Below are 25,673 nucleotides of genomic sequence, written 5' to 3'. Positions count from 1 at the left end.
CGAAGTGAGGACCGGCACTGCCCGGCCCGGGGTCACAACAGCGCCCCGTTGTGCACGTACGGCGCCGGCGGATCCATCCCGCGCACGGCCAGGAAGCCGTCCGTCGACATCGCCAGTCGGGCGTTCATCGCCACCTCGACGGCCCACTGGTTCGCGGTCGTGACGTGCGAAACCTCGAAGACCCCCTCCGCGCCGGCAAGACACTCCCACAACAGCCTCGTGCCCACCTCCGGGGTGCTGGCGGCCACGACGTAGGTCTCCGAGCCGGTGGTGTAGGCGTAACCCGAGCGGTCCCGGGCCACCACGAGTCGGGCCATGTCGGACAGCGCCGAGTGGTCGGGACCGTGCGGACCCCCGCGCAGAGCCCGGTCCAGGTCGTCCATCCACGCCAGGTCGTCCGCCTGCCCAGCACGCAGACCCCCGATCGACGGCAGCCTGCTGCGATCGACCTCCCCGCGGAAGAACAGTTGGGGATACAGGGCGAAGCCGGCCGCGTGGTAGCGGTGCAGCGCCCTGGGGTCCTCGGAAGCCGACAGCAGGCCACGGTCGCAGGCGGCGCCGTAGGCGAGCGCCGGCTCCAGCACGGCACGCCCGATCCCGCGCCCCTGCTGCCCCGGCCTGACCGCGAAGGTGGCCAGCACCCATACCCGCTCCCGCACGATCGAGGTGGCGAAACCGACGACGCCTGACTCGTCCACGGCCACCCAACAGCCGCCCGGGTCGGTGTCGAGGAACCGGGCGGTTCGCCGGATCCACGTCTCGGAGCGCTGCGGCGTGCGGCGCTCGGGCGCAGGGCGGCCGGCACGATGCGTCCAGCGGTCGACCTCGTGGAAGGCGAGGTCACTGACCTCCTCTGCCATCGGGACGTCGGCGGGGGTCATCGGACGGATCAGCACACCGGGGAGGCTAGAGGCCCCCTACAGTGACGCGCATGCGGATTCTGGTGGCGCCCGACGCCTTCGCGGGCACCCTCAGCGCGCCTCAGGCCGCGGAGGCGATCGCGACCGGGTGGCGGGAGCACGCCCCCGCCGACGACGTGATCCCGGTGCCGATGTCCGACGGCGGGCCCGGTTTCGTCGACGTCCTGCACGGGGTGCTGGGCGGCGAGCGGAGGACGATCACGGTACGCGGGCCGCACGGCCGGCCGACCCCGGCGGACATCCTGCGGGTCGGTGACACGGCCTATCTCGAGTCGGCACAGGCCTGCGGAGTGCATCTCACCGGCCGCTCCGGGGCCGAGCACGCGTCGACGTACGGCGTCGGCGAGCTCGTCCGTGCCGCGGTGGAGTCCGGGGCCGGGCGGATCATCGTCGGTCTGGGAGGCAGCGGCACCAACGACGGCGGCGCCGGACTGCTCGCCGCCCTGGGGGCGGAGGCGGACGTACCGCTCGACGCCGGCTGCGGCGGCCTGGACGGCATCAGCCGGATGGACCTCGCGCGCGCCAGCGCCCTGGTGGCCGGGATCGAGCTGGTCGCCGCCTCCGACGTGGACAACCCGCTGACCGGCCTGTTCGGGACGACGAAGGTGTTCGGGCCGCAGAAGGGTCTGGCTGAGGACGAGTTGCCGCGCCTGGACGCCCTGCTCGGGGCATACGCCGCCGCGGCGGGCCGCCGTACCGCCACGGAGGCCGGCGCCGGTGCGGCCGGTGGGCTCGGGTACGCATTGCTGCTCCTGGGGGCCGAGTGCCGCCCGGGGGTCGACCTGGTGGCGGGGGTGCTGGGCCTGGCGGGACACGCGGCCCGGTGCGATCTGGTGCTCACCGGCGAGGGTTCCTTCGACTTCTCCAGCCGGGCCGGCAAGGTCCCTGCCGGTGTGGCGGCGTTGGCGGGCCAGGCGATCCGGCCGTGCGTGGTCCTGGCCGGTCAGGTGCATGTCGGGTCCCGAGAGATGCGGACCCTGGGCGTGGAGGCGGCCTACTCGTTGGTCGACCTGGTGGGGGAGGAGCGTGCCTTCGCCGATCCCGAAGGGGCCCTCGCCGCCGTGGCCGAGCGGGTGGCGCGCAGTTGGTCCCGCTGAGCCGCGCAGGGTTGCCCAGGGTGCGAGCGGATCACACGCGACGTAGTGGGGGAATAACCGCGGGTGTGCGACGATTGCACCTGTGACTGGGACGTCCGCGACCTCGAGCCGCCGGTGCGCCCCGCTGACCACACCGACCCAGATCCGGGAGTGACACCATGACGGAGCAGGTGGAGACCACCTTCGAGCGCCGCAGCGACAGCATCAACCTCAGCCCGGTGGCCGCGGGCAAGGTCAAGAGCCTCCTCGAGCAGGAGGGCCGAGACGACCTGGCGCTGCGCATCTCGGTGCAGCCCGGCGGCTGCTCCGGACTTCGCTACCAGCTGTTCTTCGACGAGCGCACCCTGGACGGCGACACCGTCACCGACTTCGGCGGCGTGTCCGTGGTCGTCGACCGGATGAGCGTGCCCTACCTCAACGGCGCGACCATCGACTTCGTCGACACCATCGAGAAGCAGGGGTTCACCATCGACAACCCCAACGCCACCGGCTCCTGCGCCTGCGGCGACTCCTTCCACTGATCTGAGGCGGGCGGCACCCGCTCTTCCGGGCGCCGGCTGCTGCGGCTCCGCCGGACGAGAGCACGCACCGCGCACTCAGAACCGAGCACCGAGAACCCCCGCATCTGCGGGGGTTCTCGTCGTTCCCAGCCCGATGCGTAGGCTGCGGCCATGTCTGCCTCTTCCGGATCCCTCCTCATCGCCGGCTCCATCGCCACCGACCATCTGATGACCTTCGGCGGCAAGTTCGCCGACTCGCTCGTCGTCGAGCAGTTGGACAAGCTCTCGGTCTCGTTCCTGGTCGACGAGCTGGAGATCCGGCGTGGCGGTGTCGCGGCCAACATGTGCTTCGGACTCGGCAGGCTCGGTCTCCGGCCGGTGTTGGTGGGCGCGGTCGGAGAGGACTTCGCGGACTACCGGTCCTGGCTCGAGCGGCACGGTGTCGACTGCGACCACGTGCATGTCTCCGAGGCCAAGCACACCGCCCGCTTCGTGTGCACCACCGACACCACGATGGCCCAGTTCGCCTCCTTCTACCCGGGTGCCATGAGCGAGGCACGGCAGATCGAGCTGGCCCCGATCGTGGCCGAGGTGGGGGAGCCGGCGTACGTCCTCATCGGCGCCGACGACCCCGAGGGCATGCGCCGCCACACCGAGGAGTGCCGGCAGCGCGGCTACCCGTTCATCGCCGACCCGAGCCAGCAGCTCGCCTTCGGCGAGGGGGAGCTCATCCGCGACCTGGTCGACGGAGCGGCGATCCTGTTCTCCAACGAGTACGAGTCGCACCTGATCGAGCAGAAGACCGGCTGGTCGGCCGAGGAGATCCTCGGCCGGGTCGGCACCCAGGTCACGACCCTGGGCAAGGACGGCGTCCGGGTCAGCACCAAGGGCGAGGAGACCATCGAACTCCCCGCCTGCCGCGGTGTGGAGGCCATCGAGCCCACCGGTGTCGGCGACGCGTTCCGTGCCGGGTTCCTCGCGGCGACCGCCTGGGGCCTCGGCAAGGAGCGGTCCGCGCAGGTCGGCTGCGTGCTCGCGGCGTACGTCGTCGAGACGGTCGGCACCCAGGAGTACTCCTTCACCTCCCAGGCCCTGCTCGCCCGCCTGGCCGACAGCTACGGCGACGCTGCCGCGGCCGAGGTCGCGCCGCATCTGCCCTGACCCGCGTTCTCCCTGGCTCGCGGCACCACATCTGCGCCGACCCACCGGATGCTTTCCGGTGGGTCGGCGGACAGGTGGGGCGACCCATGGTGTGGGACTCAGGCCCCCAGTCGAGCCCGGATCCGGGCGACCACGCGGGGCAGGGTCTCCAGGAACGCCCGAACGTCCGCCTCGGTGGTCTCGCGGGTCAGGGAGACCCGGACGTTGCCCTGGGTGAGCGCCCCCATCGCGGCGAGGACGTGGCTGGGCTCCAGCGTGGAGGCCGTGCAGGCCGACCCGCTGGCGACGCCGAACCCCTCCCGGTCCAGCTCGCTGACCAATGCCTCCCCGTCGACATAGAGGCAGGAGAAGGTGACCAGGTGGGGGAGGCGACGCTCGGGGTCGCCCACCACCTCGACGTCGGGAACCCCGGCGGCCACCCCCGCTCGGATCCGCTCCACGAGCCCGTGCTGGCGGGCGGAGAGTTCCCGCTGCTCGGCGACCATCGCCTGGAGGGCGGCCGCGGCGGCGAGGGCCGCCGGCACGTTCTCGAAGCCGGCCGCGCGCTCGTCCACCCGGTCGTCCCCCGGGAACGGTGAGGCCCACCGGACGCCCTTGCGCACGACGAGGACGCCGACCCCGGCCGGTCCGCCCCACTTGTGGGCGGAGCCGGCTGCCACCGACCATCCGTCCGGGAGGGGGAGTCGGCCCATCGAGGCGCAGGCATCGGTGAAGACCGGGACGTCGAGCTCGGCCAGGGCGGCGGCGGCACCGGCGACGTCCTGGACGGTGCCGACCTCGTGGTTGGCGCTCTGCAGGGCGACGGCGCCGACGGGGACCGGGCTGGTCCGCACCGCCGCCGCCACCGCCGCTGCGGCGACCGCGCCGGAGGCGTCGACGCCGATCTCGATCGGCGCAGCCACGCTCTCGCCGGATCGTTCGACCGACCAGCGTGCGGCGTGCTGGACCGCGGAGTGCTCCACGGCGCTGTAGGCGATCCCCGACCGCTTCGGCCGCCCGGCCAGCAGGCCCAGCAGGCCGCGGTGGACGGCGTCGGTGCCGGAGGAGGTGAAGGTGACCTCGTCCCGTCGTACCTCCAGGCAGGCGGCGACCACCTCGCGGGCGTTGTCGAGCAGCAGTCGAGCGTTGCGCCCCTGGCCGTGCAGACGGCGCGGGTCGGCGTACCCGTGCTCCAAGGCGGCCAGCAGGGTGTCCCGAGCAGCGGGGTGGAGCGGTTCGGACGACGCCGTGTCGAGGTAGCGGCTGAGCGTCCCCGCGGCGGTGCTGGCGGCATTTGTCACACCGGGACGATATGGCACACCCACCCGCGATCAATCAGGAGCGATTCGGATAGTCTGAGCGGCATCCGTGATTTTGCTGAGAGAGAGGCTCGCTTCGTGGGTCCGCACCTGCCTGATCGAAAGAGGGGCCGCACCGTCGCGTCGGTGTTGGCCCTAGGCGCCAGCACCGCCCTGCTCGCCGGCTGCTCCGATGACACCGCCTTCGGTCGGATGGGAATGCCCGAGCCGGGGTCGGAGCAGGGTGAGCACGTCCTGAACCTGTGGCAGGGTGCCTGGCTCGCCGCGTGGATCACCGGCATCGTGGTCTGGGGTCTGATCTTCTGGGTGATCTGGCGCTACCGCCGTCGTCGCGCCGACGACATCCCAGTCCAGACCCGCTACAACCTGCCGCTGGAGATCCTCTACACCATCGCCCCGGTGCTGATGGTGATCGTGTTCTTCTCCCACACGGTCAAGACCCAGAACGCCGTCCTCGACGACGACCTCCCGGTCGACAACACCATCGAGGTCGTGGGCTACCAGTGGTCCTGGGCGTTCAACTACGGCCTCGGCGACCGCGATGACGCCGCCGACGAGGACGCCAACGACGACGAGTTCGCCTACGGCGACTACGTGTGGGAGAACGGCTCGGCCTCCTACATCCCGACCCTGGTCCTCCCGGTCGGCGAGACCACCCGGTTCAACCTGCACAGCCCCGACGTCATCCACGACTTCGGCGTGCCCGGCTTCCTGATGAAGATGGACGTCGTTCCTGGCCGGGTCAACCACTACGAGATCACCCCGACCGAGGTCGGCACGTACAAGGGCAAGTGCTACGAGCTCTGCGGCGTCTCGCACTCGCGGATGCTGTTCAACGTCGAGGTCGTCGAGCGTTCCGAATACGACGCCTACCTCGAGGAGCTCGAGGCCAAGGGCCAGGAGTCCGAGGCTCCGCTCCTCGGCAACGACTTCACCCGTACCCAGGCCGGTCTCGAAGGAGATGCTGAGTGACTGCGACTGCTTCGACCCCCACCGCCCTCGGCCGCAGGCCGCTGGGTAAGAAGATCTTCACGATCCTCACCACCACCGATCACAAGCTGATCGGCAAGATGTACCTCATCACCTCAGTGGTGTGGTTCCTGATCGGCGGCGTGATGGCGCTGCTGATCCGCTCCGAGCTCGCCTTCCCCGGCCAGCAGGTCGTCAACGACGAGCTGTACAACCAGCTGTTCACCATGCACGGCACGATCATGCTGCTGCTCTTCGCCACGCCACTGTTCTTCGGCTTCGCGAATGTCATCATGCCCTTGCAGATCGGTGCCCCGGACGTCGCGTTCCCGCGGCTGAACATGTTCAGCTACTGGCTGTTCTTCTTCGGCGGCATCATCGCGGCCTCCGGCTTCCTCACCCCGATGGGTGCGGCCGACTTCGGCTGGTTCGCCTACACGCCGCTCTCCGATGCGGTCCGCTCGCCCGGCGCGGGCGGTGACCTGTGGATCATGGGCCTCTACCTCAGCGGTCTGGGCACGATCCTGGGTGCGGTCAACTTCATCACCACGATCATCTGCATGCGTGCGCCCGGCATGACCATGTTCCGGATGCCGATCTTCGTGTGGAACACGCTGGTCACCTCGCTGCTGGTCCTGATCGCCTTCCCGGTGCTCGCCGGCGCGCTCCTCTCGCTCGAGGCCGACCGCCAGTTCGGCGCGCACGTCTTCGACCCCGCGCACGGCGGCCCGATCCTGTGGCAACACCTGTTCTGGTTCTTCGGCCATCCGGAGGTCTACATCATCGCGCTGCCGTTCTTCGGCATCGTGACCGAGATCCTTCCGGTGTTCAGTCGCAAGCCTGTCTTCGGCTACGTCGGCCTGGTGGCCGCGACCCTGGGCATCGCGATCCTCTCGGTGGCGGTGTGGGCGCACCACATGTTCGTCACCGGTGCCGTCGACCTGCCGTTCTTCTCCGGCATGACCTTCTTGATCGCCGTACCGACCGGTGTGAAGTTCTTCAACTGGATAGGCACGATGTGGGGCGGGTCCATATCCTTCGACACCCCGATGCTGTGGACCCTCGGCTTCCTCACCACCTTCCTGTTCGGTGGTCTGACCGGTGTCATCCTGGCCAGCCCGCCGCTGGACTTCCACGTCTCCGACTCCTACTTCGTGGTCGCGCACTTCCACTACGTCGTCTTCGGCACCGTGGTGTTCGCGATGTTCGCGGGCTTCTACTTCTGGTGGCCCAAGATGACCGGCCGGATGCTCGACGAGCGGCTGGGCAAGATCCACTTCTGGCTGCTGTTCATCGGCTTCCACACCACCTTCCTGGTCCAGCACTGGCTGGGCGTCGAGGGCATGCCACGTCGGTACGCCGACTACCTGCCCGACGACGGGTTCACCGCCCTCAACCAGGTCTCCACGGTGGGTGCCTTCCTGCTGAGCTTCTCGATGCTGCCGTTCTTCTACAACGTCTACGTCAGCCGGAAGAAGCCGCTGGTCGGGGTCGATGACCCGTGGGGCTGGGGTCGCTCGCTGGAGTGGGCCACCTCCTCCCCGCCGCCGCGGCACAACTTCACCAGCCTGCCCCGGATCCGTTCGGAGTCGCCGGCCTTCGACCTCCATCACCCGGAGATCGCGGCGATGGAGCTCGAGGACGACAGTGAGTACGCCGCCGTGGCCGGCAAGCGCCAGAAGAGGGAGGGCGACGCCTGATGAAGGCCGAAGCTTGGATGTTCGCGATCTGCACCGTCTTCCTGGTGCTGATCACCCCCACCTACTGGCTGGTGACCTCCGCCAGCGAGGAGGGCGGCGACTGGACCGGCACCTCCGCGCTGACGATGTGCACCCTGCTGACCGCGATGTGCACCGCCTACCTCGGCTTCCACGCCAAGCGGATGGACGAGCGTCCCGAGGACCGCAAGGACGGTGAGATCGTCGAGGGAGCCGGCGAGCTGGGCTTCTTCCCGCCGTACTCCTGGTGGCCGCTGTGGGCCGCCGCGACCGCCGCTCTGATGGTGTTCTCGATCGCCATGGCGGCCTGGTGGCTGACCATCATGGCGGCGGTGCTCGGATCCCTGGCCCTGTGCGGGTGGATCTTCGAGTACTACCGCGGTGAGCACGCCCACTGACCTCACGGTGCGTTCCGCGATCGTGTGATCGCTCACGCCGACCCCGCAGCACTTGCTGCGGGGTCGGCGCGCATTTGGCCCTTTCTCAGCCCGGACGGCTAGCCTGATTGACCGGTGATGACACTCCACCCTGGGAGGCTGAATGTCCTGGTCGCGCCATGTCCGATCCCGTCCGCGCGCCGTCGTGGCGGGTCTGGCTGCCCTGGCCGTGCCGCTGGCGCTCGCCGGGTGTGAGAGCGGCGGAGGCTCGGCTGCCGAGCCCGACAGCGCCGGGTCCGCCAGCGCAGCGAGTTCCAGCGCGGCTCCCGAGGACCCCGTCGCCGTCGCGGTCAACGTGCGCAAGGGCGCCGACAAGGTCGCGGTCGACACCCGGGTGCGGGTCACCGCTCAGGACGGCGAGTTGACCAAGGTCACCGTCACCTCCCCTGAGGGGAAGGTACCGGGCAAGGTGTCTGCTGACGGCACCTCGTGGACCGCCTCCGCGCTGCTCGAGCCGGGGACCACCTACCTCGTCCGCTCGCACGCGGCGGGGGAGCAGGGCGGGGCGGTGGACGACCGGACCCGCTTCACCACCCAGGACCTCTCGCTGTCCGAGCAGACCTTCGCCTCGATCGCGCCGCTGGACGGCGAGACGGTCGGCGTCGGGATGCCGGTCGTGGTCAACTTCGACGTGCCGGTGACCGACAAGAAGTCCTTCGAGAAGCACATGACCGTCACCTCCACGCCGGCCCAGGCGGGCTCCTGGCACTGGATGAGTGACACCGAAGCGCACTGGCGGCCCAAGAACTACTGGAAGGCCGGCACCGAGGTCTCGGTCGACGTCGCGGTCAACAGCATCCCCGCCGGTGGCGGGATCTACGGGCAGAAGGATCGCTCGATCGACTTCACCGTCGGTGACTCCCATGTCACGAAGGTCGATGTCGCGAACCACCGGATGAAGGTCTTCGAGAACGGCAAGCTGATCCGCACCTTCAGCGTCACCACCGGCAAGGACGGCTTCACCACCCGCTCCGGGGTCAAGGTGATCATGGAGAAGTACGAGAGCAAGCGGATGAACTCCGAGACCGTCGGCATCGGCGAAGGCGATCCCGAGTACTACGACATCGACAACGTCGAGTGGGCCATGCGGGTCACCAACTCCGGCGAGTTCATCCACGCCGCCCCGTGGAGCAGCTCCTCGCAGGGCCTGGCCAACGTGTCCCATGGTTGCACCGGGATGAGCACCGCCGATGCGAAGTGGCTCTACGACTTCTCCCGGCGGGGAGACGTGGTCGAGTACACCGGCAGCGATCGCCAGATGACGCTCGACAACGGATTCGGCGACTGGAACCTCGGCTACGCCCAGTACGCCCAGGGTTCCGCGCTGAGCTGACCCGACTCGTTCAATGAGGGCTCGGCCGACGGTGACGTCGGCCGAGCCCTCTCTCGTTCTGCTACCGGCCGGGCGGATCCCCGGGCCTGGGCGGCCCACGAATGTGCGGAGCTGGGCCGGAGTCGATGGCCGAGGGGCGCTGCTCGGGGTGCCGCGCGGTGTGTTGGCCGGACCCGCTCCCATGGCGTCGACGTCATGGTCGATCCGGTTCCGGTGGATGATTTTGGCTTGGATGGTGCCGATTCAGATCGGCGGCCGTGTGGGCAGCGGGAACAGCGATTCGACCAGTGTCGCTAGAGCCAGAACGCCTTGATCGTCGAGGTGTCTGCCCATGACTTGGATACCGATCGGGAGTCCTTGCTTGGTGAACCCGATGGGAATCGATGCCGCCGGTAGGCCGGTGAAGTTGGCGAGGGTGGAGAATGGCGTCCATCCAGAGGGCGGAAGCTCATGGCCCTCGATGGTCTCGGGACCATATGAATCGATCGGAAAGGCCGGCACAGCGGTCGTCGGTGTGATGAAGAAGTCATAGTTCTCCATGAACCGCCAGGTTGCATTGACGATCCGTTTCCGGTCGAGGATGGCGGCCGTGAATTCATCCCCGGTCCACTGTCGCTCGATGATGCTGCCGAGCCAGCCCTTGATCGCGACCCCCTTGCTGGCCGCGAGCGCACGGAGACCGCTTCGGTCCGTCTCCATCGCCACGATCGCCTCGAAAGTCGTCTCGTTGCTTCCCGTTCCTGGATGCGCCCTGTCCACCTCCGGAATCACCCCTTGAAGACGCCGCACCGCATCCTCGACCGCGACGCGTACCTCTCGATCGACCAGTGCGGAGCCCAGGTCAACGCTGAATGCGACACGACAACGACTGAGCGACTCGAGCCGTTGGGTGAGATCCCATTGATCCGGGGTCGGCGGCATCGAGAACCGGTCCCGGGCCGACGGCTGGCTCAGGACAGAGAGCGCCAGCGCTGCGTCGGCGGCGGTGTGGGTGATCGGCCCGATGTGCTCGAGCGACTCCCAACCGGATAGCCCCGGGTAGCGTTCGTCCCTACAGCCCGGGTAGAGGGGAACCCGTCCCCAGGAAGGCTTCATTCCGAAGACACCGGACAGCGAGGCCGGGATTCTGATCGATCCGCCGCCATCAGTGCCTAGTGCCAGCGGCACCATGCCGGCGGAAACGGCCGCTGCGGACCCCGCGCTCGAACCCCCTGAGGTGAGGGCGGTGTTCCACGGATTGCGAGTCGTGGGAAACAAGTCGTTGTGCCCGATCGCGCCGTATCCGAATTCGGCTGCATTGGTCTTCCCCACGATCACCGCGTCGGCCTTTCGCAAGAGCTCGACGACAACGTCATCCTCGTCAGGGATGAAGTCGGCATAAAGCACAGACCCACCCGTTGTGCGCATCCCCTGGGTGCAGATGAGGTCCTTCACTCCGACGGGCACCCCGGCAAGGGGGCCCACCGATTCACCGGCCGCGATACGTCGATCCACCTCGGCAGCTCGAGATCGGGCACCCTCCTCATCCACCGTGCAGAACGCGTTCAGAGTCGGATCAAGGGTTCGGATGCGGTGCAGTGATTCTTCGATCACCTCGCCTGCCGACCTATCGCCACATCGAATCGCTTCCGCAAGATCAGCCAGACCTGTCAACGGCGTGGCTCCATCCTGTTCCGGGAGCGCACTCGACCGGACGGAGCCAGATTCAGATCTCATGACCGGAGGATATCGACGGGTACCGCACGGCTCGGGCACCAGACTCCGCCCTCGGCCAAGACCGGCCCGATCCGGGCTCCGATCGGCACTGAGCGCCGGGCACGAGGCGTCGGGTAGGAGGCCGGGCACAAGGCGCTATGTCTACCCGAGGCGCCGCCTTGGCGCTCGTGCGAGGCCCAGGAGGCGGGGGAGTGGTTTGTGCCCGAGAGGGGCTGCCAGGGGGCATGACGCAGTTCGGGCCGGTTCCCCGAGGGGAACCGGCCCGAACCGAGTGGCGTCACCGCGCGATCGCGCGGCTCGACTCAGTGATCGCCGCGGAGGGGCTCGTCACTGACGTCGTGGTGACCGTCGAACTGGTGGCCGTCGGAGGCCTTCCCGACAAGCTCGGCCTGCTCAGCGTGCTCGGCCTCGTCGTGGTGGTGAGCCGCCTCGAGTTCTTCGATGGTGGGCTTGTCCACGTCGTCGGCGTAGTAGAGCTCGCGGAGCTTGTTGCGCATCTTGGCGAATCGACCGGTGTGGACCTCGCCGCTCTGGAGCTGCTCCGCCGAGTCGTCGCGGTGGGTCCAGGCGTAGACCTTGCTCTCCGGGAGCGGAAGGTGCTTCTCGGTGTAGGCACCCTCCGGGGAGCGCATGATCACGCCGGACTCGTAGCCGTGCAGCATCATCTCGTTGTCGTGGCGCTGCAGCGAGATGCAGATGCGGCGGGTCACGAAGAACGCGATGACCGGGGCGATGAAGACCGCGGCACGCAGGATGTAGGTGATCTGGTTGATCGACAGGTGGAAGGTGATCGCGATGATGTCGTTACCGCCGGCGATCCAGAACATCGCGTAGAGGGTCATCAGCGCGACCATGATCCCGGTGCGCGTCGGGGCGTTGCGCGGACGCTGCAGCAGGTGGTGCTCACGCTTGTCACCGGTGATCCAGGAGTCGATGAACGGCAGCAAGAGCAGCACGGTGAACAGCAGGCCCGGCAGCACGATGATCGGCAGGAACACGTTCCAGGACCAGGTGCTGCCCCAGAAGTGGGACTCCCAGCCCGGCATGATCCGGAGCGCGCCGTCCGGCCAGCCCATGTACCAGTCCGGCTGGGAGCCGGCGGTCACCTTGGACGGGTCGTAGGGGCCGTACTTCCACACCGCGTTGATCGAGAGCAGCGCACCCAGCGCGGCGGTCACACCGAAGACGATGAAGAAGAAGCCACCGGCCTTGGCGGCGTACACCGGGAGCATCGGGAAACCGACGACGTTGGTCTCCGTGCGGCCGGGTCCAGGCCACTGGGTGTGCTTGTGGTAGACGAGCAGCAGCATGTGGGCGGCGATCAGGCCGAGCAGCAGCCCGGGGATCAGCAGCACGTGGATGGTGAACAGGCGGGGGATGATCATCTCGCCGGGGAACTCGCCTCCGAAGAGGAAGAACGAGATATAGCTTCCGACGATCGGGATCGACTTGATGAACCCGTCCGCCGCTCGCACGCCGGTGCCCGAGAGCAGGTCGTCGGGCAGGGAGTAGCCGGTGAAGCCCTCCAGGGTGCCGAGCAGCAGCAGCAGGCTGCCGATCACCCAGTTGAGCTCGCGCGGCTTGCGGTAGGCGCCGGTGAACCAGACCCGCAGCAGGTGGATCATCATCGAGGCCACGAAGAGCATCGCCGCCCAGTGGTGCATCTGCCGCATCAGCAGGCCGCCGCGGACGTCGAAGGAGATGTCCAGGGCCGAGGCCATCGCCTCGGACATCTGGATGCCACGGAGCTGGTCGTAGGAGCCCTCGTAGACGATCTCGCTCATGCTGGGTCGGAACCAGAAGGTGAGGAAGATACCGGTCAGCAGCAGGACCACGAAGCTCCACAGGGCGATCTCACCCAGCATGAAGGACCAGTGGTCGGGGAAGATCTTGCGAAGGTTCTTCTTGCCCATGGCTGCGAGACCGAGGCGATCGTCCGCCCAGGTGGCGGCGCCGCCGACCTTGGAGGGCTTGCTCGGTGTCGCGGCAGTGGTGTTACTCGTCGCCACGGCGCTGGTGTCCTTGCTCATCCGAGATCACCGACATTCTGGTCCTTGATCTCCACGTTGTTTCGCTCCCAGTAGCTGGGACCGATCGGCTCGGTGAAGTCGCTCTGGGCGATCAGGTAGCCCTCGTCATCGACGGCCAGCGGAAGCTGGGGGAGGTGCCGGCCTGCGGGCCCGAAGACCACCTTGCCGGAGTCGGCCAGGTCGAAGGTCGACTGGTGACACGGGCAGAGCAGGTGGTGGGTGGTGCGCTCGTTGAGCGAGATCGGGCAGCCGACGTGGGTGCAGATCTTCGAGTACGCCACGATGCCGTCGATGGCCCAGTCCTCGCGGCCGGGGCCGGGGATGTAGTCCGCGGGGTCCATCCGGAGCAGCACCACGGGAGCCTTGGACTTCGCGACCTGAAGGTCGACTCCGTGCAGGCCGGGGAGGCCGCGCTCCTCGTTGGCGAAGAGCACCTCGGGCTCGGCGTTGAACAGGTCGCCGATCTCGACGTCGGAGGGGCGGATCGGGGTACCGACCACGTCACGCACGACCCGGACACCCTGCTTCCACACGGTGTGCTCGAGGCCGCCGCCGGTCGCCGCGTCTGCGGTCTCGTTGGGCAGCGGGCCGAGGTCGCGGAACAGCACGACCGCCGGGGCGAGCAGGAGCGCCGCCGAGCCGATCAGACTGTTACGGAGCAGCGGACGCCGACCCATGCCGGACTCCTCGAGACCGGCTGCCAGCGCGGCCTGGGTCGCCTGCCGGTCGCTCTCCGAGGAGGCGGCGGGGTGACGGTCCTCGGCGATCTCGACATCGGCCATCAGCTTGCGGGCCCACTGGATCACGCCGACGCCGACGAACAGCAGGGCGCCGGAGAGGCACAGGCCGAGGGCGACGTTGGACGCGCCCAGCCCGAAGACGGTGGTGCCGTCGTACCCGGCGTCGATGCCCACGTAGGCGACGACGAACAGGACCGAGCAGATCGCGGAGAGGAGGAAGCAGATCGCGACCTGGCGCTCCGCGCGCTTCTCGGCCTTCTCGTCTACATCGGTGGGACGCCAGTGGTGCTCCGGTTGACCGGGGTCGGGGAGCAGCGCATCGGTATGCGCGTTGATCGAGTGGCCGGACCCGTCGTGGGTCTGCTCAGGGGCCTGCTCGTGAGTGGAGCTCACGCCTCCTGTCCCTTCTTCTTCTTGGTGCGGGTGGTGTGCGCAGCGATCCAGATGGCGAAGCCGACCAGCGAGCCGAGACCGACCAACCAGGCGAACATGCCCTCCGAGACCGGTCCGAGGGCGCCCATGCTGAAGCCGCCGTAACCGGGCATGTCACGCATCGACCCGACATAGGCGATCACGTCACGCTTCTCCTCGGGGGAGAGGTTGCCGTTGGAGAAGGTGTCCATCGACTGCGGGCCGGTGAGCATGGCCTCGTAGATGTGCTTCGGGTCGGTGTTGAGGATGTTCGGCGCGTAGCCGCCGCGCGGCATCGCGCCACCCTTGCCGGAGAAGTTGTGGCAGGCGGTGCAGTTGGTCAAGAAGATCTGGCCGCCGCGGGAGATGGCCTCCTGCTGCTCCTCATCGGAGAGGTTCTCGATGGTGAGGTACTCCTCGTCCGGCACGGCCGGACCCGGGGCCAGGCTGGCGACGTACGCGCCGATCGCCTCGATCTCCTCGTCGGTGTAAGCGCCCGGCTTCGAGGGGGCCTGCTGACCGGGGATGGTGAGCGGCATCCGCCCGGTGCCCATCTGGAAGTCGACGGCGGCAGCGCCGACACCGACCAGGGACGGGCCGACGAACTGGCCGTTGACCGTGGTGATGCCCTCGGCGTTCTGGCCGTGGCAGAAGGAGCAGCCGGTCAGGAACAGTTGGCGACCCTCCTCCACGAGTTCGGCATCGGTCTTCGACTGCGTGGCCGAGGAGGCGGGGGAGAAGGTCGCATACAGGCCACCGGAGATGATCAAGCCGACGAGCAGCAGCACCAACCCGGCCAGGCGGCCACGGCGATGCCGTGACAGCGAGGCGGCGGAGCGATTCAAGAAACGCACATTCAATCCTTGTCGTTCGCGGGATCCAGCCCTACTCGGTGGCTACTTGATCAGGTAGATGGTGGCGAACAGGCCGATCCAGACCACGTCCACGAAGTGCCAGTAGTACGAGACCACGATCGCGCTGACCGCCTGCTCATGAGTGAACCGGCGGGCCAGATAGGTCCGGCCCAGGACGAAGAGGAACGCGATCAAACCGCCGAGCACGTGCAGACCGTGGAAGCCCGTGGTCAGGTAGAACATCGTGCCGTAGCCCGAGGAGGGGATGGTCACGCCTTCCTGGATCAGCATGGCGTACTCGAACGCCTGGCCGCCGATGAAGATCGCTCCCATGATGTAGGTGAGGATGAACCACTCGCGGAGTCCCCACTGGTTGACGGCGAACACCGACCCGGTGCGACCGACCTTGCCCGCCTCGGCCTTGAACACGCCCATCTGGCAGGTCACCGAGGACAACACCAGGATCGTGGTGTTGGCCAGGGCGAACGGAACGTTCAGCTTCTCGGTGTTCATCTCCCACAGCTCCGGACTCACCGCCCGGATCGTGAAGTAGGCCGCGAACAGGGCCGCGAAGAACATCAGCTCACTGGAGAGCCAGATGATCGTCCCGACGCTGACCATGCTCGGTCGGTCGTGATGCCCGTGTAGCCGGGATGCCGGAATCGTCGATGCTGCTGTCGCCACGTGCGCCATTATGTCTGTAGTCGGCGCCGAGAGCATCCCGACCCCCTCACAGGATGCTTTAACAAAGTTCACAGGGTGCCCGAGGAGCGCCTCGGAGGGCCTGTCTGGTAGGCCCCAGGAGTGCCCCGCCGGAGCCTGAGAACGTCTCAGTGGCACCACAGCAACGGAGCGGTAGAGTCCCCGACGTGACCGACCCGAACGCGAAACCGCTGCAGGTACTCGTCTACAGCGACGACGTCACCACCCGCGAACAGGTGATCCTGGCACTGGGGCGTCGTCCGCACCCGGATCTCCCCGAGGTGGAGTACGTCCAGGTGGCGACCGAGCCGGTGGTGCTGGCCCACCTCGACGCCGGTGGGATCGACCTGGCCGTCCTCGACGGCGAGGCCGTCCCGGCCGGCGGCCTGGGGATCGCCAAGCAGCTCAAGGACGAGATCGACCCGTGCCCCCCGATCGTCGTGCTGACGGGGCGTCCCCAGGACGCCTGGCTGGCGACCTGGTCCCGGGCCGAGGCGGCGGTGAGCCAGCCGATCGACCCGGTCGAGCTCGCCGGAAAGGTTGTGGCGCTGCTCCGCGCCCGGCTGGCGGGCTCGGACCTGTCCGCCACGACGCCGAACGGTCGGTGACGGACGTGACGGATCCGATCAGCTGGCCCGAGGTCCTCGCCGCACTGGTCGCGGGCCGGGATCTCAGTGCCCAGCAGACCGCGTGGGCGATGGGCGAGATCCTCGCCGGGGAGGCCAGCCCCGCGCAGATCGCCGGCTTCTCCGTCGCCCTGCGCGCCAAGGGCGAGACCATCGAGGAGTTGCGCGCGCTCTCCGACGCGATGCTGGCGCGGGCGACACCGATCTCGGTGCCCGGGCGGCTGCTGGAGATCGTCGGCACCGGTGGCGACCGGTCGATGTCGGTCAACATCTCCTCCATGTCGGCGATCGTCGCTGCCGGCGCAGGAGCCAAGGTCGTCAAGCACGGCAACCGCTCGGCCTCCTCCAAGTCGGGTTCGGCCGACGTACTGGAGGCGCTGGGTGTCCGCCTCGACCTCCCGGTCGAGCGGATCACCGCCCTGGCCGAGTCGGCCGGGATCACCTTCCTCTTCGCGGCGGCGTTCAACCCCGCCATGCGACACACCGCCCTCGCCCGACGCGAACTCGGCATCGGCACGAGCTTCAACCTGCTCGGCCCGATCTCGAACCCGGCCCGACCGGCCGCGAATGCGATCGGCTGTGCCGACCCCGCCATCGCCCCGGTGATGGCGGGCGTGTTCGCCGAGCGGGGCCTGGACGCCTGGGTCTTCCGCGGCGACGACGGCCTCGACGAACTCACCACCACCACCACCTCGGCCCTGTGGGTGGTCAAGGACGGGCAGGTGACCCGGCACGCGGTCGAGCCGCTCGACCACGGCCTGGCCAGGGCGAGTGCGGCCGATCTGCGTGGCGACGACGCGGAGTACAACGCCGACGTCGTGCGCCGGGTGCTCGCCGGGGAGAAGGGGGCAGCGCGTGACGCGGTGCTGCTCAACACCGGGGCCGCGCTGGCGGTCTACGACGCCGCGCCGGGGTCGGTGGACGACGTGCTCGCCGCCGGGATCGCGAGGGCACGCGACTCGATCGACTCCGGCGCCGCGCAGCAGGTGCTCGAGCGGTGGGTCGAGGGCTCGCGCTGAAGTAGGTGTCCGCGCCGGCGTCGGGCCGGCACGGGGGATCGGCGGATGCCTACGCCGGCCCGCAGCGGGTCGAACCTGTGCCGGCCCTCCCCGGCGGGCGGGCGGGAGATCAGTCCAAGCCGAGGGAGAAGGCGGACTCGAGGTCGTGCCTGGAGTAGGCGCGGAAGGCGATGTGGGTCTCGGTGCCGGTGACCCCCTGGACCTTGTTGAGCCGGTCGGAGACGACGGCGGCGATCTGCTCGTGGTCGCGCACCCGGACGAGTGCGACCAGGTCGATCTGCCCCGTCACGGAGTAGACCTCGCTCACCCCGTCGATGGCGGCGATCTCCTCGGCCACCTCGGGGATCCGGTCGACCTCGGCGTTGATGAAGACGATGGCGGTGATCACGGGACCACCGTAGCGGGGCCGGGCGAGGTCGGCCGCTCAGCGCACCGGTTGTGCCACCGGACGAAGCTCCCGGGGCTCGTCGAAGGGCACGAGCTGACGTCGGGACTCCGCGACCGCGTCGTGGACCGCGAGCTGTCCGGCCGCGCCACCGACCGGACAGGACCACTCGCCCTCGACCGCGGCCAGTCGGACTCCGGGCGACTCCAGCCAGCGCAGGATGACCTCGGTCTCCTCCGCCGACGCGGCCGGGACGGGGCCGGGCGCGGAGGTGACCGTCTCGGCGGAAGCGCGCAATTGGTCGAGGTAGGCGTGGGCGTCGCCGCGCGGCGGGAGCACTCCGGCGGCGGCCAGCCGTCCGAAGCGGATCACGTGGACGACCCAGCGGCTCCGGGGGCGATGCTCGACCGTGGCCGGCTCTCCCTCCTGCCGGATCGCGACGACCTCGGGGCAGCGGGTCAGGGCGCTGAGTCGCTGGGTGCGGGCGGAGGCGCGCAGGAACGCGGCCAGCCGGTCGCGTTGTCCGCCCGCCTCCTCGAACCTCTCCTCGGCGGCCAGGCGTGCCATCGCGTCGTGCAGGGAGTCGACGACCGCGTCGGGACGCTCCACCAGCGCCTGGCGGAGGCGCGCGACCATGGCGGCGTAGGTCGTCTCATCGGTGCTGCCGTCGCAGGGGGAGAGACAGCGGCCCATCTCGGCCAGGACGCATGGACTCTTGTCGGGCCGCCGAGCAAGCCGGTCGGAGCACTGCCGCACCGGGAACACCTGGTGCAGGGCGTCGATGCAGGCCTGGGCGGCCTGACGGGAGCGGAACGGGCCCAGGTAGTCGGCCTCGTCGTCGAGCACCTGCCGCACCAGGCTCAGCCGGGGCCACGGCTCGCGGGTGAGCTTGACGAAATGCTGGCGCTCGGGGAACCGGGACCGCCGGTTGTAGGGCGGCTTGTGCTGCGCGATCAGGCGCAGCTCGCGCACCTGGGCCTCGAGCACCGTGGCGCACTCCACCGCGCCGACCCGCTCGGCCAGAGCGATCATCTCGCCCATCCGGGAGCGGGTCTCGCTGGCGGTGAAGTAGGAGCGCACTCGGGTGCGGAGATCGCGTGAGGTGCCGATGTAGAGGACCCGGTCGCCTCCGTCACGGAAGAGGTAGACGCCGGGGGCATGGGGTAGGGACTCCGCGAGGTGCCGCTTCTTGCGCTGGGCGGAGCTCACCTTGGCCGAGAAGGCCTGCACCTCCTCCAGGGTGTGCACCCCGAGGCCGCCCAGCCGGCCGAACAGACCGTGCATCACATCCACGGTGGCGCGGGCGTCGGAGAGCGCCCGGTGGTTGGGGGTGGTGCCCGCACCGAAGAGGACGGCGAGCGAGGAGAGCTTGCAGTTGGGGGCGTCGTCGCGGGTGATCACCCGGCGGGCCAACTTGGCGGTGTCGACCACATCGAAGCGCGGCCACGGCCGGCCCTGCTCGGCGGCGAAGTGCTGGAGGAACCCCACATCGAAGGGGGCGTTGTGGGCCACCAGGACGCACCCCTGGGCGAACTCCAGGAAGGCGGGCAGGGCGGAGTCGATGCCGGGGGCACCGGCGACCATGGCATCGCTGATCCCGGTGAGCACCGCGATGAAGGGCGGGATCGCAGCGTGCGGGTCGACCAGGGTCTGGAACTCCCCCAGCACCTCGCCGCCGCGCACCTTGACCGCGCCGATCTCGGTGATCATCGAACCGCCCGCCGGCGACCCGCCGGTGGTCTCGAGGTCGACCACGCAGAAGGTGAGATCGCGCAGGGGGCGGCCCAACTCGTCGAAACCACGCTGCTCCGCCCAACGCCTGGCCCGGTCGGAACGCCCGCTGGGCGGGCGAGGGTCGCTCGGGTCGGAGCCGCCTGCGGGGTCTATCACGGCGGTGCTACTGCTCATGCTCACGGACGCTAGGTGGGACCACCGACAATCCTGGCGCGGCGCGCGGTGCGGCGACGTAGGCTGCCGCCACGAACCGGCCCTGGAGTCGGCCCTGGAGTCGGCCTGGAGTCGGCCCTGGAATCGGCCCGGTGCCGCGGCCCGGACGGGCCGTGTGAGCCTGAGCATCGACGTACCCACCAGGGTGGGCCGCGGAAGGGGGGAGCCCGATGAGTACGACGGACACGGACGGCAGCGCGCACCTCCCGGCGAACGCCACCGACCTCCCCGAGAGCGTGCGGGCGCGGCTGGTGAGTCTCGTCGCGGCGCTGCTCCCCGACGTCGCCCGGCTGTCCCCGCAGCTGCGCATGGTGGCCTCCTTCGCGGCCGGGCGTCGGGCCAAGCGTGGGGCCGCCGCGATCCTGGCCGCGCTCGACGACCCCGAGGAGCGGGAGCGGATCGGGCGCGCGGTGCGGACGCCGTACGACCTGGCCGCGGTTGCGGCCGACGGGCTGCCGAAGGACGCGGATCCCGCCGAGGTGGCCGCGGTCGCCTGGCTGCGCCGACCCGACCACGCGGAGGTGGCGTATGCCGCCGCCCTGGCGGGCCTCGCCGAGCCCTCGGCCCCCGCCGAGTCGGCCGAGCTGGCCCGGCTCCGCCGTCGGGTCGAGCAGTTGGATCAGGAGGTCCGCGACGAGCGGTCCGCCAAGAAGGCCCGGGTCGAAGAGGTCAAGGAGGAGAACCGCACGCTGCGCCGAAAGCTCGGCGAGACGCGCGTCGCCCTGACCGCCGCCCAGGAGCGTGTGGCCGAGGCCGAGGAGGAGTGCGCCGCGCTGCGCTCCCGGGTCGAGGGCGGCGAGCGGGCGACGGAGAAGGAGATCCGGCGGCTGCGGGCCGAGGTCGAGCGGCTCGGGGCGGCGGAGAACGCCGAGCGCCGGGCGGTCCGTCTCGAGCGGGACGAGGCCAGCATGCGCACGCGGGTGCTCCTGGAGACCGTCCTGGACGCCGCCGCCGGGCTGCGCCGCGAGCTCGCCCTCCCGGCTGCCACACGGACGCCCGGGGAGCGTGCCGAGCAGACGCTGGCGCCGGAGTCGGAGGGCGGCAGCACCTCGGCCCTCCGGGTGACGACCGGGGCGATGCTGGAGCAGCTGTTGGCGATGCCGCGGGTCCGACTCCTGATCGACGGCTACAACGTGAGCAAGTCGGTGTGGCCGGAGTCCTCACTGGAGGCGCAGCGCGTCCGGCTGCTCCGCGCGATCACGCCGCTCGTGGCCCGGAGCAATGCCGAGACCACGGTCGTCTTCGACGCCGCCCAGGTCACGAGTCGGCCGGTGGTGGCCGCGCCGCGGGGTGTCCGGGTGCTCTTCAGCCCGCAGGGGGTCATCGCCGACGACGTGATCCGGGAGCTGGTGGCGGCCGAACCCCGCGGCCGGGTGGTGCTGGTGGTCAGTGACGACCGTGCGGTCAGCGTGGACGTCACCCGGGCCGGCGCGCGGTCGGTCTCGGTCACCGCCTTCCACCAGCTCACCGACCAGCGCTGACCCACGTCGGCGGTACGCCGACACGCGGGTCGCGACACGCCGGGCGAGAACTGTCGGTGGTCGCTGCGAGTGTCCAGGCATGAGCACACGAATCGACTGCGACCGCTGCGACGTCCGGGGGCTGGCCTGCCACGACTGTGTCGTGACCGTGCTGCTCGGACCCCCACCCGAGCTCACCATCGAGGACGAGGAGCGGCGTGCCCTCGAGGTCCTGGCCGACGGCGGCCTGATCCCACCGCTGCGACTGGTCGAGGCCGTCGACCCACCGCAGGTCGAGTCGGCCTGAGCCTGGATCCATCGATCCTGCGCCTGCTGTGCCGTCGATCGATGGATCGGTCCTGGGCGGTGCCGAAGGAGGCCTGGCGCTCTCGGACCGGCGATCGGCCATCCGGTGTACGTGATCGGATCGGCGTCTTCCGGAGCACGATCGGACCGCGTCGGGTGTCGAGTCTCACGGTTGCGATCCGCATCTTGGCATCGCCCGCAAGCGCCGACTACTGTGCACAGCTCAGGTGCCCGTGGCAGTGGACCACCAGGTCTACGCGGGCACCGCGCTGAGTCCGGACCACTCGGGTGATCCGGAGCCGGGGAACCACCTGGCTGCCGCGGCAGCCAACTGGGGTGAATCGCCGGTGAGACGCAGACCCGCTCCCACAGGGGTCGGCGTGGAGCCGGTGTAGGGCCTGTCGTGCCCGAATCCGTCAGCTCACCCGGTAGGCGTACGACAAGCAAGGGAGACCGCCCGCTCGTGTTGAACGGTCGGAAGCGCACCATCACCGCCATGGCTGGCCTCGGGCTCGCCGCGACCATCGGACTGGTCCCCAATTCACCGGCCTTCGCCGAGCCCGACATCGACGACGTCCAGGCTCAGGTCGACAAGCTCTATCGTGACGCCGAGCAGGCCTCCGAGCGCTACAACGACGCGCGGATCGAGCTCAAGGAGCTCCGCAAGGAGCTGCGCAGCCTGCGGGCCGACGAGGAGCGCCAGGACAGCCGCGCCGGCGCCGTCCGTGAGCAGCTCAAGGACTCGGTGCTGCGGGAGTTCGAGGGGGGACAGCTCGGCGACCTCGCCGGGGTGGTCGTCTCCGAGGACCCGCAGAAGTTCCTCAGCGGGCTCACCACCGTCTCCGCGGTCGACTCGGTCCAGCAGGGGCTCTACTCCGACTACTCCGAGGAGACCTCCGCGCTGGCGATGCGCCGCAAGGCGACCCAGCAGCGCGCGGACCAGGTCGCCTCGCTCGAGCAGCAGCTCGAGGACGAGAAGACCTCGATCGACTCCAAGTACGACCAGGCCAAGGACAAGCTCGACGATCTCAAGGCCGAGGAGCGCGAGGAGCTCCTGTCCCGGCAGAGCACCCGGGTCCCCTCCAGCGCCGACGTCCCCGCCTCGGGCCGGGCCTCGGCCGCGGTCCAGTACGCCATGGCGCAGGTCGGCGACGCCTACGTGTGGGGTGCGGCCGGGCCGAGCGCCTTCGACTGCTCCGGCCTGACCATGATGGCCTGGGCCCAGGCGGGCGTGTCGCTGCCGCACTCCTCGAGCGCGCAGTACAGCTCCGGTGCGCGGATCTCCGAGGGCGACCTGCAGCCCGGCGACCTGGTCTTCTACTACAGCCCCATCAGCCACGTCGGCATGTACATCGGCAACGGCATGATCGTGCACGCGGCCAACCCGGGTGCCGGCGTCCGCGTCGACTCGTTGCACACGATGCCCTACGTCGGCGCCGTCCGACCGGGCTGATCCCTGCCCACGCCGGAGCCTCCCGAGGCCGGTCGCCCACCTCGGTGGGCGACCGGCCTCGTGCCGTGGGTCACCGGTGCGCTGGTCCTGGCGCTGCTGGCCATCGGTGGGGTGTGGTGGCTCAGGGATGAGGAGTACGTCGAGCCCGAGCCGGTCACGAGCGCGGCCGACCCCGCCGCCGCCCGTGCCACGCTCTCCGACCTCATGAGGGACCTACGGCAGCGCGACCCCGAGGCCGCCGCCACCCTGGGCGCCGATCGTGCCGCGCGGGTCCAACTGTCCGCGATGGCCGCGAACGCCGACACGCTCGACCTGGTCGACCTGTCCGCCCGCTATGTCACGGTGTCCGGAACCGTGGCCCCCGACGGCGGCTGGCACGCGGTGGTCGAGCTGACCTACCGGCTCGAGCACTACGACCCGACGCCCGCCGAGGTGGAGGTCGAGGTCGCGTTCGCTCCGGGCGCGGGCCGGTCGGCGCTGATCGAGCACGTGGGCGGGCGCGCAGCACACACCCCGCTGTGGACCACCGGCGAGCTGGAGGTCCGTCGCACCCCGCAGACCCTGGTGATGGTGCACGGTGACGCGGCCCGGGCCGACGACTACGCTCGACGGGTCAGGGCGTCGGTGCCGACGGTGCGGGAGGTCGTGTCGTGGAAGCGGCCCCGGTTGGTGCTGGAGGTGCCGGAGACGGTCACCGAGTTCGAGAGGCTCCTGGAGGCCGAGCCCGGCTCCTACGACGGGGTTGCCGCGGTGTCGGCGAGCGTGGACGGCAGCACCGACCCGCAGGGGCCGGTGCATGTGCTCGCCAACCCGGCGCTGTTCGCGTCCCTGGAGGGCGCGGGGGCCCAGCTGGTGCTCGACCACGAGGCCACCCACGTGGCCACCGGTGCGACCCACGCCGGCAACCTGCCGCTGTGGCTGAGCGAGGGATTCGCCGACTACGTGGCCCTGCACGATGTGGACCTGCCGGTCGCCACGACTGCGGGCGGGATCCTGGCCCAGGTCCGACGTTCCGGGCCCCCGGACGCGCTGCCCGACGAACAGGACTTCGACGCCGGTTCGGACGCCTTCGGGACGGCGTACGAGTCCGCCTGGCTGGCATGTCGGCTGATCGCCGACCTGGGTGGCCGGGAGGCGCTGGTCGAGCTCTACCAGCGGGTCCAGCGCGGGGAGCCGCTGGCCCGGGTGCTGCCCGAGGTGATCGACCTCGATCTCGACGGGCTGACCGAACGCTGGCAGCGAGAGCTCCGGGACCTGGCCGATGAGTGACGCGCCGGGGCCCAGCCGCCGGGTCGCCCTCCTCACCACCGTCGCGGCCGCCGCCCTGTTCCTGCTCCTCGCCGTGTGGCTGGTGCCGTGGCACCCCTACGAGGGGGCACTGGACCTTCCGGCGCCCGACCAGGTCTTCTCCACCGAGCACCTGGCCACGGCCGAGGCGTACGCCGACCGGGCGCGCCTGTGGAGCAGGCTCTCCTTGGTGGTCTCGCTCGCGGTGAGCTGCGTGATCGGGTTCACCCGGGTGGGGCGTGCGCTCACCGATCGGCTGCGCGGGCCGTGGTGGCTGCGCACCGTGGAGGCGGTGGTGGTGCTTGCGGTGATCGGCCGGCTGGTGGTGCTCCCGTTCTCGATCCAGTTGCGCCGGGGTCAGCTCGAGGCCGGGCTCTCGACGCAGTCCTGGGCTGGCTACGCCCGGGACGTCCTGGTGGCCGAGGCGATCAACGTGGTCGCCGTCTCGCTGGTGCTCGTGGTGCTGATGACGTGTGTCCGGCTGCTCCCGCGGGTCTGGCCTGCGGTCGCCGCGATCCTGGCAGCCGCCCTGGTGATGCTCGGTTCCTACGTCTACCCGGTGTTGGTCGAACCCCTCTCGCACGACTTCGCCAGCCTGCCCGCCGGCGCGCTGCGTACCCAGGTGCTGAACCTGGCCGACGCGGAGGGGGTCGCCGTGGACGACGTGCTGGTCGTCGACGCCTCCCGCCGCACGACCACCCTGAACGCCTACGTCTCCGGCTTCGGCAGCACCCGCCGGGTGGTGCTCTACGACAACCTGGTCGAGGAGCTGCCCCGCGACGAGGCCCTCTCCGTGGTCGCCCACGAACTCGCCCACGCCAAGTACGACGATGTCCTGCTCGGTTCGCTGCTCGGAGCGACCGGCGCCGCGGCCGCGGTCGGGGCGCTCGGCCTGATCGCGACGCGGCGGCGTACCTCGCTGGGGGATCCGGCGTCGGTGCCGTGGCTGCTGGCCTGCTTCGCGATCGGTTCGCTGCTCGTGCTGCCGGTGCAGAACACCATCAGCCGGCAGATCGAGGCTCGCGCCGACGTGGTCGCCCTGGAGACGACCCAGGACCCCGAGGCCTTCATCGCCCTGCAGAAGCAGTTGGCCCAGAGCTCACTCGCCGACCCACAGCCGGCCGGCTGGTCACAGTTCGTCTTCGGGTCGCATCCCACGGCGCTGCAGCGGATCGCTCTGGCCCATCGCTGGGAGTGAGACCACGACACGTTCGCGCGATCGTGTCTGGCGCGGCAGCGTGGCGTGGTGCCGGTGCATCCTGTCCTTTGCGCGCATCGGTGACCACGACACGCTCGCGCGATCG

At 69.8% G+C, this 25,673-nt stretch carries 23 protein-coding genes and 1 riboswitch; of the genes, 14 read left to right on the top strand and 9 right to left on the bottom strand.

Annotated elements, in window-relative coordinates; all coding sequences use genetic code 11:
* Positions 1 to 32: 32 nt before the first annotated feature.
* Complete coding sequence (locus G515_RS0102605) at positions 33 to 896, bottom strand: GNAT family N-acetyltransferase (protein WP_211220922.1); 864 nt, start codon at positions 894 to 896, stop codon at positions 33 to 35.
* Between the two features lie 35 nt (positions 897 to 931).
* Between G515_RS0102605 and G515_RS0102600 the strand changes: the two genes are divergently transcribed.
* From G515_RS0102600 to G515_RS0102590, 3 genes are all read left to right on the top strand, one after another.
* Complete coding sequence (locus G515_RS0102600; RefSeq protein WP_028658872.1) at positions 932 to 2,017, top strand: glycerate kinase family protein; 1,086 nt, start codon at positions 932 to 934, stop codon at positions 2,015 to 2,017.
* Positions 2,018 to 2,175: 158 nt separating this feature from the next.
* Positions 2,176 to 2,538, top strand: coding sequence for a HesB/IscA family protein (locus G515_RS0102595; protein WP_028658871.1), 363 nt, complete (start codon positions 2,176 to 2,178; stop codon positions 2,536 to 2,538).
* Between the two features lie 150 nt (positions 2,539 to 2,688).
* Positions 2,689 to 3,678, top strand: a complete 990-nt coding sequence (locus tag G515_RS0102590; RefSeq protein ID WP_028658870.1) for a carbohydrate kinase family protein — start codon at positions 2,689 to 2,691, stop codon at positions 3,676 to 3,678.
* Positions 3,679 to 3,776: 98 nt separating this feature from the next.
* Here the strand turns inward: G515_RS0102590 and G515_RS0102585 are convergent, their stop codons facing one another.
* Positions 3,777 to 4,958, bottom strand: a complete 1,182-nt coding sequence (locus G515_RS0102585; RefSeq protein WP_028658869.1) for a cysteine desulfurase family protein — start codon at positions 4,956 to 4,958, stop codon at positions 3,777 to 3,779.
* A gap of 144 nt (positions 4,959 to 5,102) precedes the next feature.
* On the opposite strand from G515_RS0102585, the gene ctaC reads away from it, so the two are divergent.
* From ctaC to G515_RS0102565, 4 genes are all read left to right on the top strand, one after another.
* Positions 5,103 to 5,948 (top strand): aa3-type cytochrome oxidase subunit II, encoded by an 846-nt coding sequence (ctaC, locus tag G515_RS0102580; RefSeq protein WP_245565155.1) that lies wholly within the window; start codon positions 5,103 to 5,105, stop codon positions 5,946 to 5,948.
* Positions 5,945 to 7,645: an aa3-type cytochrome oxidase subunit I gene (ctaD, locus tag G515_RS19205; protein WP_051217769.1), complete on the top strand. Its 1,701-nt coding sequence runs from the start codon at positions 5,945 to 5,947 to the stop codon at positions 7,643 to 7,645. Before ctaC ends, ctaD begins: the two co-directional genes overlap by 4 nt.
* Positions 7,645 to 8,061: a cytochrome c oxidase subunit 4 gene (locus G515_RS0102570; RefSeq protein WP_028658867.1), complete on the top strand. Its 417-nt coding sequence runs from the start codon at positions 7,645 to 7,647 to the stop codon at positions 8,059 to 8,061. The genes ctaD and G515_RS0102570 overlap by 1 nt, the downstream gene beginning before the upstream one ends.
* Positions 8,062 to 8,203: 142 nt before the next feature.
* Positions 8,204 to 9,433: a L,D-transpeptidase gene (locus tag G515_RS0102565; protein ID WP_051217767.1), complete on the top strand. Its 1,230-nt coding sequence runs from the start codon at positions 8,204 to 8,206 to the stop codon at positions 9,431 to 9,433.
* Between the two features lie 243 nt (positions 9,434 to 9,676).
* Here the strand turns inward: G515_RS0102565 and G515_RS19200 are convergent, their stop codons facing one another.
* The 5 genes from G515_RS19200 to ctaE form a co-directional block, all read right to left on the bottom strand.
* Positions 9,677 to 11,149: an amidase gene (locus G515_RS19200; RefSeq protein WP_084652979.1), complete on the bottom strand. Its 1,473-nt coding sequence runs from the start codon at positions 11,147 to 11,149 to the stop codon at positions 9,677 to 9,679.
* A 302-nt stretch (positions 11,150 to 11,451) separates the two neighbouring features.
* Positions 11,452 to 13,179, bottom strand: a complete 1,728-nt coding sequence (gene qcrB, locus G515_RS0102555) for a cytochrome bc1 complex cytochrome b subunit (RefSeq protein WP_028658865.1) — start codon at positions 13,177 to 13,179, stop codon at positions 11,452 to 11,454.
* Positions 13,176 to 14,255: a cytochrome bc1 complex Rieske iron-sulfur subunit gene (gene qcrA / locus G515_RS19195; RefSeq protein ID WP_036554103.1), complete on the bottom strand. Its 1,080-nt coding sequence runs from the start codon at positions 14,253 to 14,255 to the stop codon at positions 13,176 to 13,178. The genes qcrB and qcrA overlap by 4 nt, the downstream gene beginning before the upstream one ends.
* 53 nt (positions 14,256 to 14,308) lie before the next feature.
* On the bottom strand, positions 14,309 to 15,184 hold the full coding sequence (gene qcrC / locus G515_RS0102545) for a cytochrome bc1 complex diheme cytochrome c subunit (protein ID WP_028658864.1): 876 nt from the start codon (positions 15,182 to 15,184) through the stop codon (positions 14,309 to 14,311).
* Between the two features lie 42 nt (positions 15,185 to 15,226).
* Positions 15,227 to 15,877 (bottom strand): aa3-type cytochrome oxidase subunit III, encoded by a 651-nt coding sequence (ctaE, locus tag G515_RS0102540; protein WP_028658863.1) that lies wholly within the window; start codon positions 15,875 to 15,877, stop codon positions 15,227 to 15,229.
* A 176-nt stretch (positions 15,878 to 16,053) separates the two neighbouring features.
* On the opposite strand from ctaE, the gene G515_RS19190 reads away from it, so the two are divergent.
* The gene (locus G515_RS19190) at positions 16,054 to 16,494 is read left to right on the top strand and encodes an Rv3143 family two-component system response regulator (protein ID WP_169570415.1); all 441 of its coding nucleotides are present in this window, start codon (positions 16,054 to 16,056) and stop codon (positions 16,492 to 16,494) included.
* A gap of 5 nt (positions 16,495 to 16,499) precedes the next feature.
* Positions 16,500 to 17,531 carry an anthranilate phosphoribosyltransferase gene (gene trpD, locus G515_RS0102530; RefSeq protein WP_211220921.1) on the top strand — a complete coding sequence of 344 codons (1,032 nt, stop codon included), beginning with the start codon at positions 16,500 to 16,502 and terminating at the stop codon, positions 17,529 to 17,531.
* A gap of 109 nt (positions 17,532 to 17,640) precedes the next feature.
* Here trpD and G515_RS0102525 read toward each other — a convergent pair whose 3' ends face one another.
* Together G515_RS0102525 and G515_RS0102520 are read right to left on the bottom strand one after the other, a co-directional pair.
* The gene (locus tag G515_RS0102525) at positions 17,641 to 17,919 is read right to left on the bottom strand and encodes an Lrp/AsnC family transcriptional regulator (protein ID WP_028658861.1); all 279 of its coding nucleotides are present in this window, start codon (positions 17,917 to 17,919) and stop codon (positions 17,641 to 17,643) included.
* A 36-nt stretch (positions 17,920 to 17,955) separates the two neighbouring features.
* Entirely contained in the window at positions 17,956 to 19,824 is a 1,869-nt protein-coding gene (locus G515_RS0102520) for a DEDD exonuclease domain-containing protein (RefSeq protein WP_036553790.1), read from the bottom strand.
* Between the two features lie 209 nt (positions 19,825 to 20,033).
* On the opposite strand from G515_RS0102520, the gene G515_RS19185 reads away from it, so the two are divergent.
* The 5 genes from G515_RS19185 (at position 20,034) to G515_RS0102495 (ending at position 25,567) form a co-directional block, all read left to right on the top strand.
* The gene (locus G515_RS19185; RefSeq protein WP_051217762.1) at positions 20,034 to 21,344 is read left to right on the top strand and encodes an NYN domain-containing protein; all 1,311 of its coding nucleotides are present in this window, start codon (positions 20,034 to 20,036) and stop codon (positions 21,342 to 21,344) included.
* 79 nt (positions 21,345 to 21,423) lie between these two features.
* Complete coding sequence (locus G515_RS0102510) at positions 21,424 to 21,630, top strand: hypothetical protein (RefSeq protein ID WP_028658859.1); 207 nt, start codon at positions 21,424 to 21,426, stop codon at positions 21,628 to 21,630.
* 256 nt (positions 21,631 to 21,886) lie between these two features.
* Positions 21,887 to 22,080: riboswitch (cyclic di-AMP (ydaO/yuaA leader) on the top strand.
* 45 nt (positions 22,081 to 22,125) lie between these two features.
* Positions 22,126 to 23,082, top strand: coding sequence for a C40 family peptidase (locus G515_RS0102505; protein ID WP_036554092.1), 957 nt, complete (start codon positions 22,126 to 22,128; stop codon positions 23,080 to 23,082).
* Between the two features lie 60 nt (positions 23,083 to 23,142).
* The gene (locus tag G515_RS22435; protein ID WP_051217761.1) at positions 23,143 to 24,351 is read left to right on the top strand and encodes a gluzincin family metallopeptidase; all 1,209 of its coding nucleotides are present in this window, start codon (positions 23,143 to 23,145) and stop codon (positions 24,349 to 24,351) included.
* Entirely contained in the window at positions 24,344 to 25,567 is a 1,224-nt protein-coding gene (locus tag G515_RS0102495; protein WP_028658857.1) for a M48 family metalloprotease, read from the top strand. The genes G515_RS22435 and G515_RS0102495 overlap by 8 nt, the downstream gene beginning before the upstream one ends.
* Positions 25,568 to 25,673: the final 106 nt, after the last annotated feature.

Origin of the sequence: Nocardioides insulae DSM 17944, assembly GCF_000422825.1 — a bacterium.
GTDB lineage: Bacteria > Actinomycetota > Actinomycetes > Propionibacteriales > Nocardioidaceae > Nocardioides > Nocardioides insulae.
The sequence above is the reverse complement of the archived record's forward strand: the minus strand, read 5'-3'. Positions and strand labels throughout refer to the sequence as shown.

Coding starts and splice junctions, on each gene's coding strand:
- G515_RS0102510 (WP_028658859.1), top strand. CDS start 21,424: ATGAGCACACGAATCGACTGCGACCGCTGCGACGTCCGGGGGCTGGCC.
- ctaE (WP_028658863.1), bottom strand. CDS start 15,877: ATGGCGCACGTGGCGACAGCAGCATCGACGATTCCGGCATCCCGGCTA.
- G515_RS0102595 (WP_028658871.1), top strand. CDS start 2,176: ATGACGGAGCAGGTGGAGACCACCTTCGAGCGCCGCAGCGACAGCATC.
- G515_RS0102565 (WP_051217767.1), top strand. CDS start 8,204: ATGTCCTGGTCGCGCCATGTCCGATCCCGTCCGCGCGCCGTCGTGGCG.
- G515_RS19200 (WP_084652979.1), bottom strand. CDS start 11,149: ATGAGATCTGAATCTGGCTCCGTCCGGTCGAGTGCGCTCCCGGAACAG.
- G515_RS0102495 (WP_028658857.1), top strand. CDS start 24,344: ATGAGTGACGCGCCGGGGCCCAGCCGCCGGGTCGCCCTCCTCACCACC.
- G515_RS0102590 (WP_028658870.1), top strand. CDS start 2,689: ATGTCTGCCTCTTCCGGATCCCTCCTCATCGCCGGCTCCATCGCCACC.
- G515_RS0102570 (WP_028658867.1), top strand. CDS start 7,645: ATGAAGGCCGAAGCTTGGATGTTCGCGATCTGCACCGTCTTCCTGGTG.
- G515_RS0102520 (WP_036553790.1), bottom strand. CDS start 19,824: ATGAGCAGTAGCACCGCCGTGATAGACCCCGCAGGCGGCTCCGACCCG.
- qcrB (WP_028658865.1), bottom strand. CDS start 13,179: ATGAGCAAGGACACCAGCGCCGTGGCGACGAGTAACACCACTGCCGCG.
- G515_RS0102505 (WP_036554092.1), top strand. CDS start 22,126: ATGGCTGGCCTCGGGCTCGCCGCGACCATCGGACTGGTCCCCAATTCA.
- G515_RS0102600 (WP_028658872.1), top strand. CDS start 932: ATGCGGATTCTGGTGGCGCCCGACGCCTTCGCGGGCACCCTCAGCGCG.
- G515_RS19185 (WP_051217762.1), top strand. CDS start 20,034: ATGAGTACGACGGACACGGACGGCAGCGCGCACCTCCCGGCGAACGCC.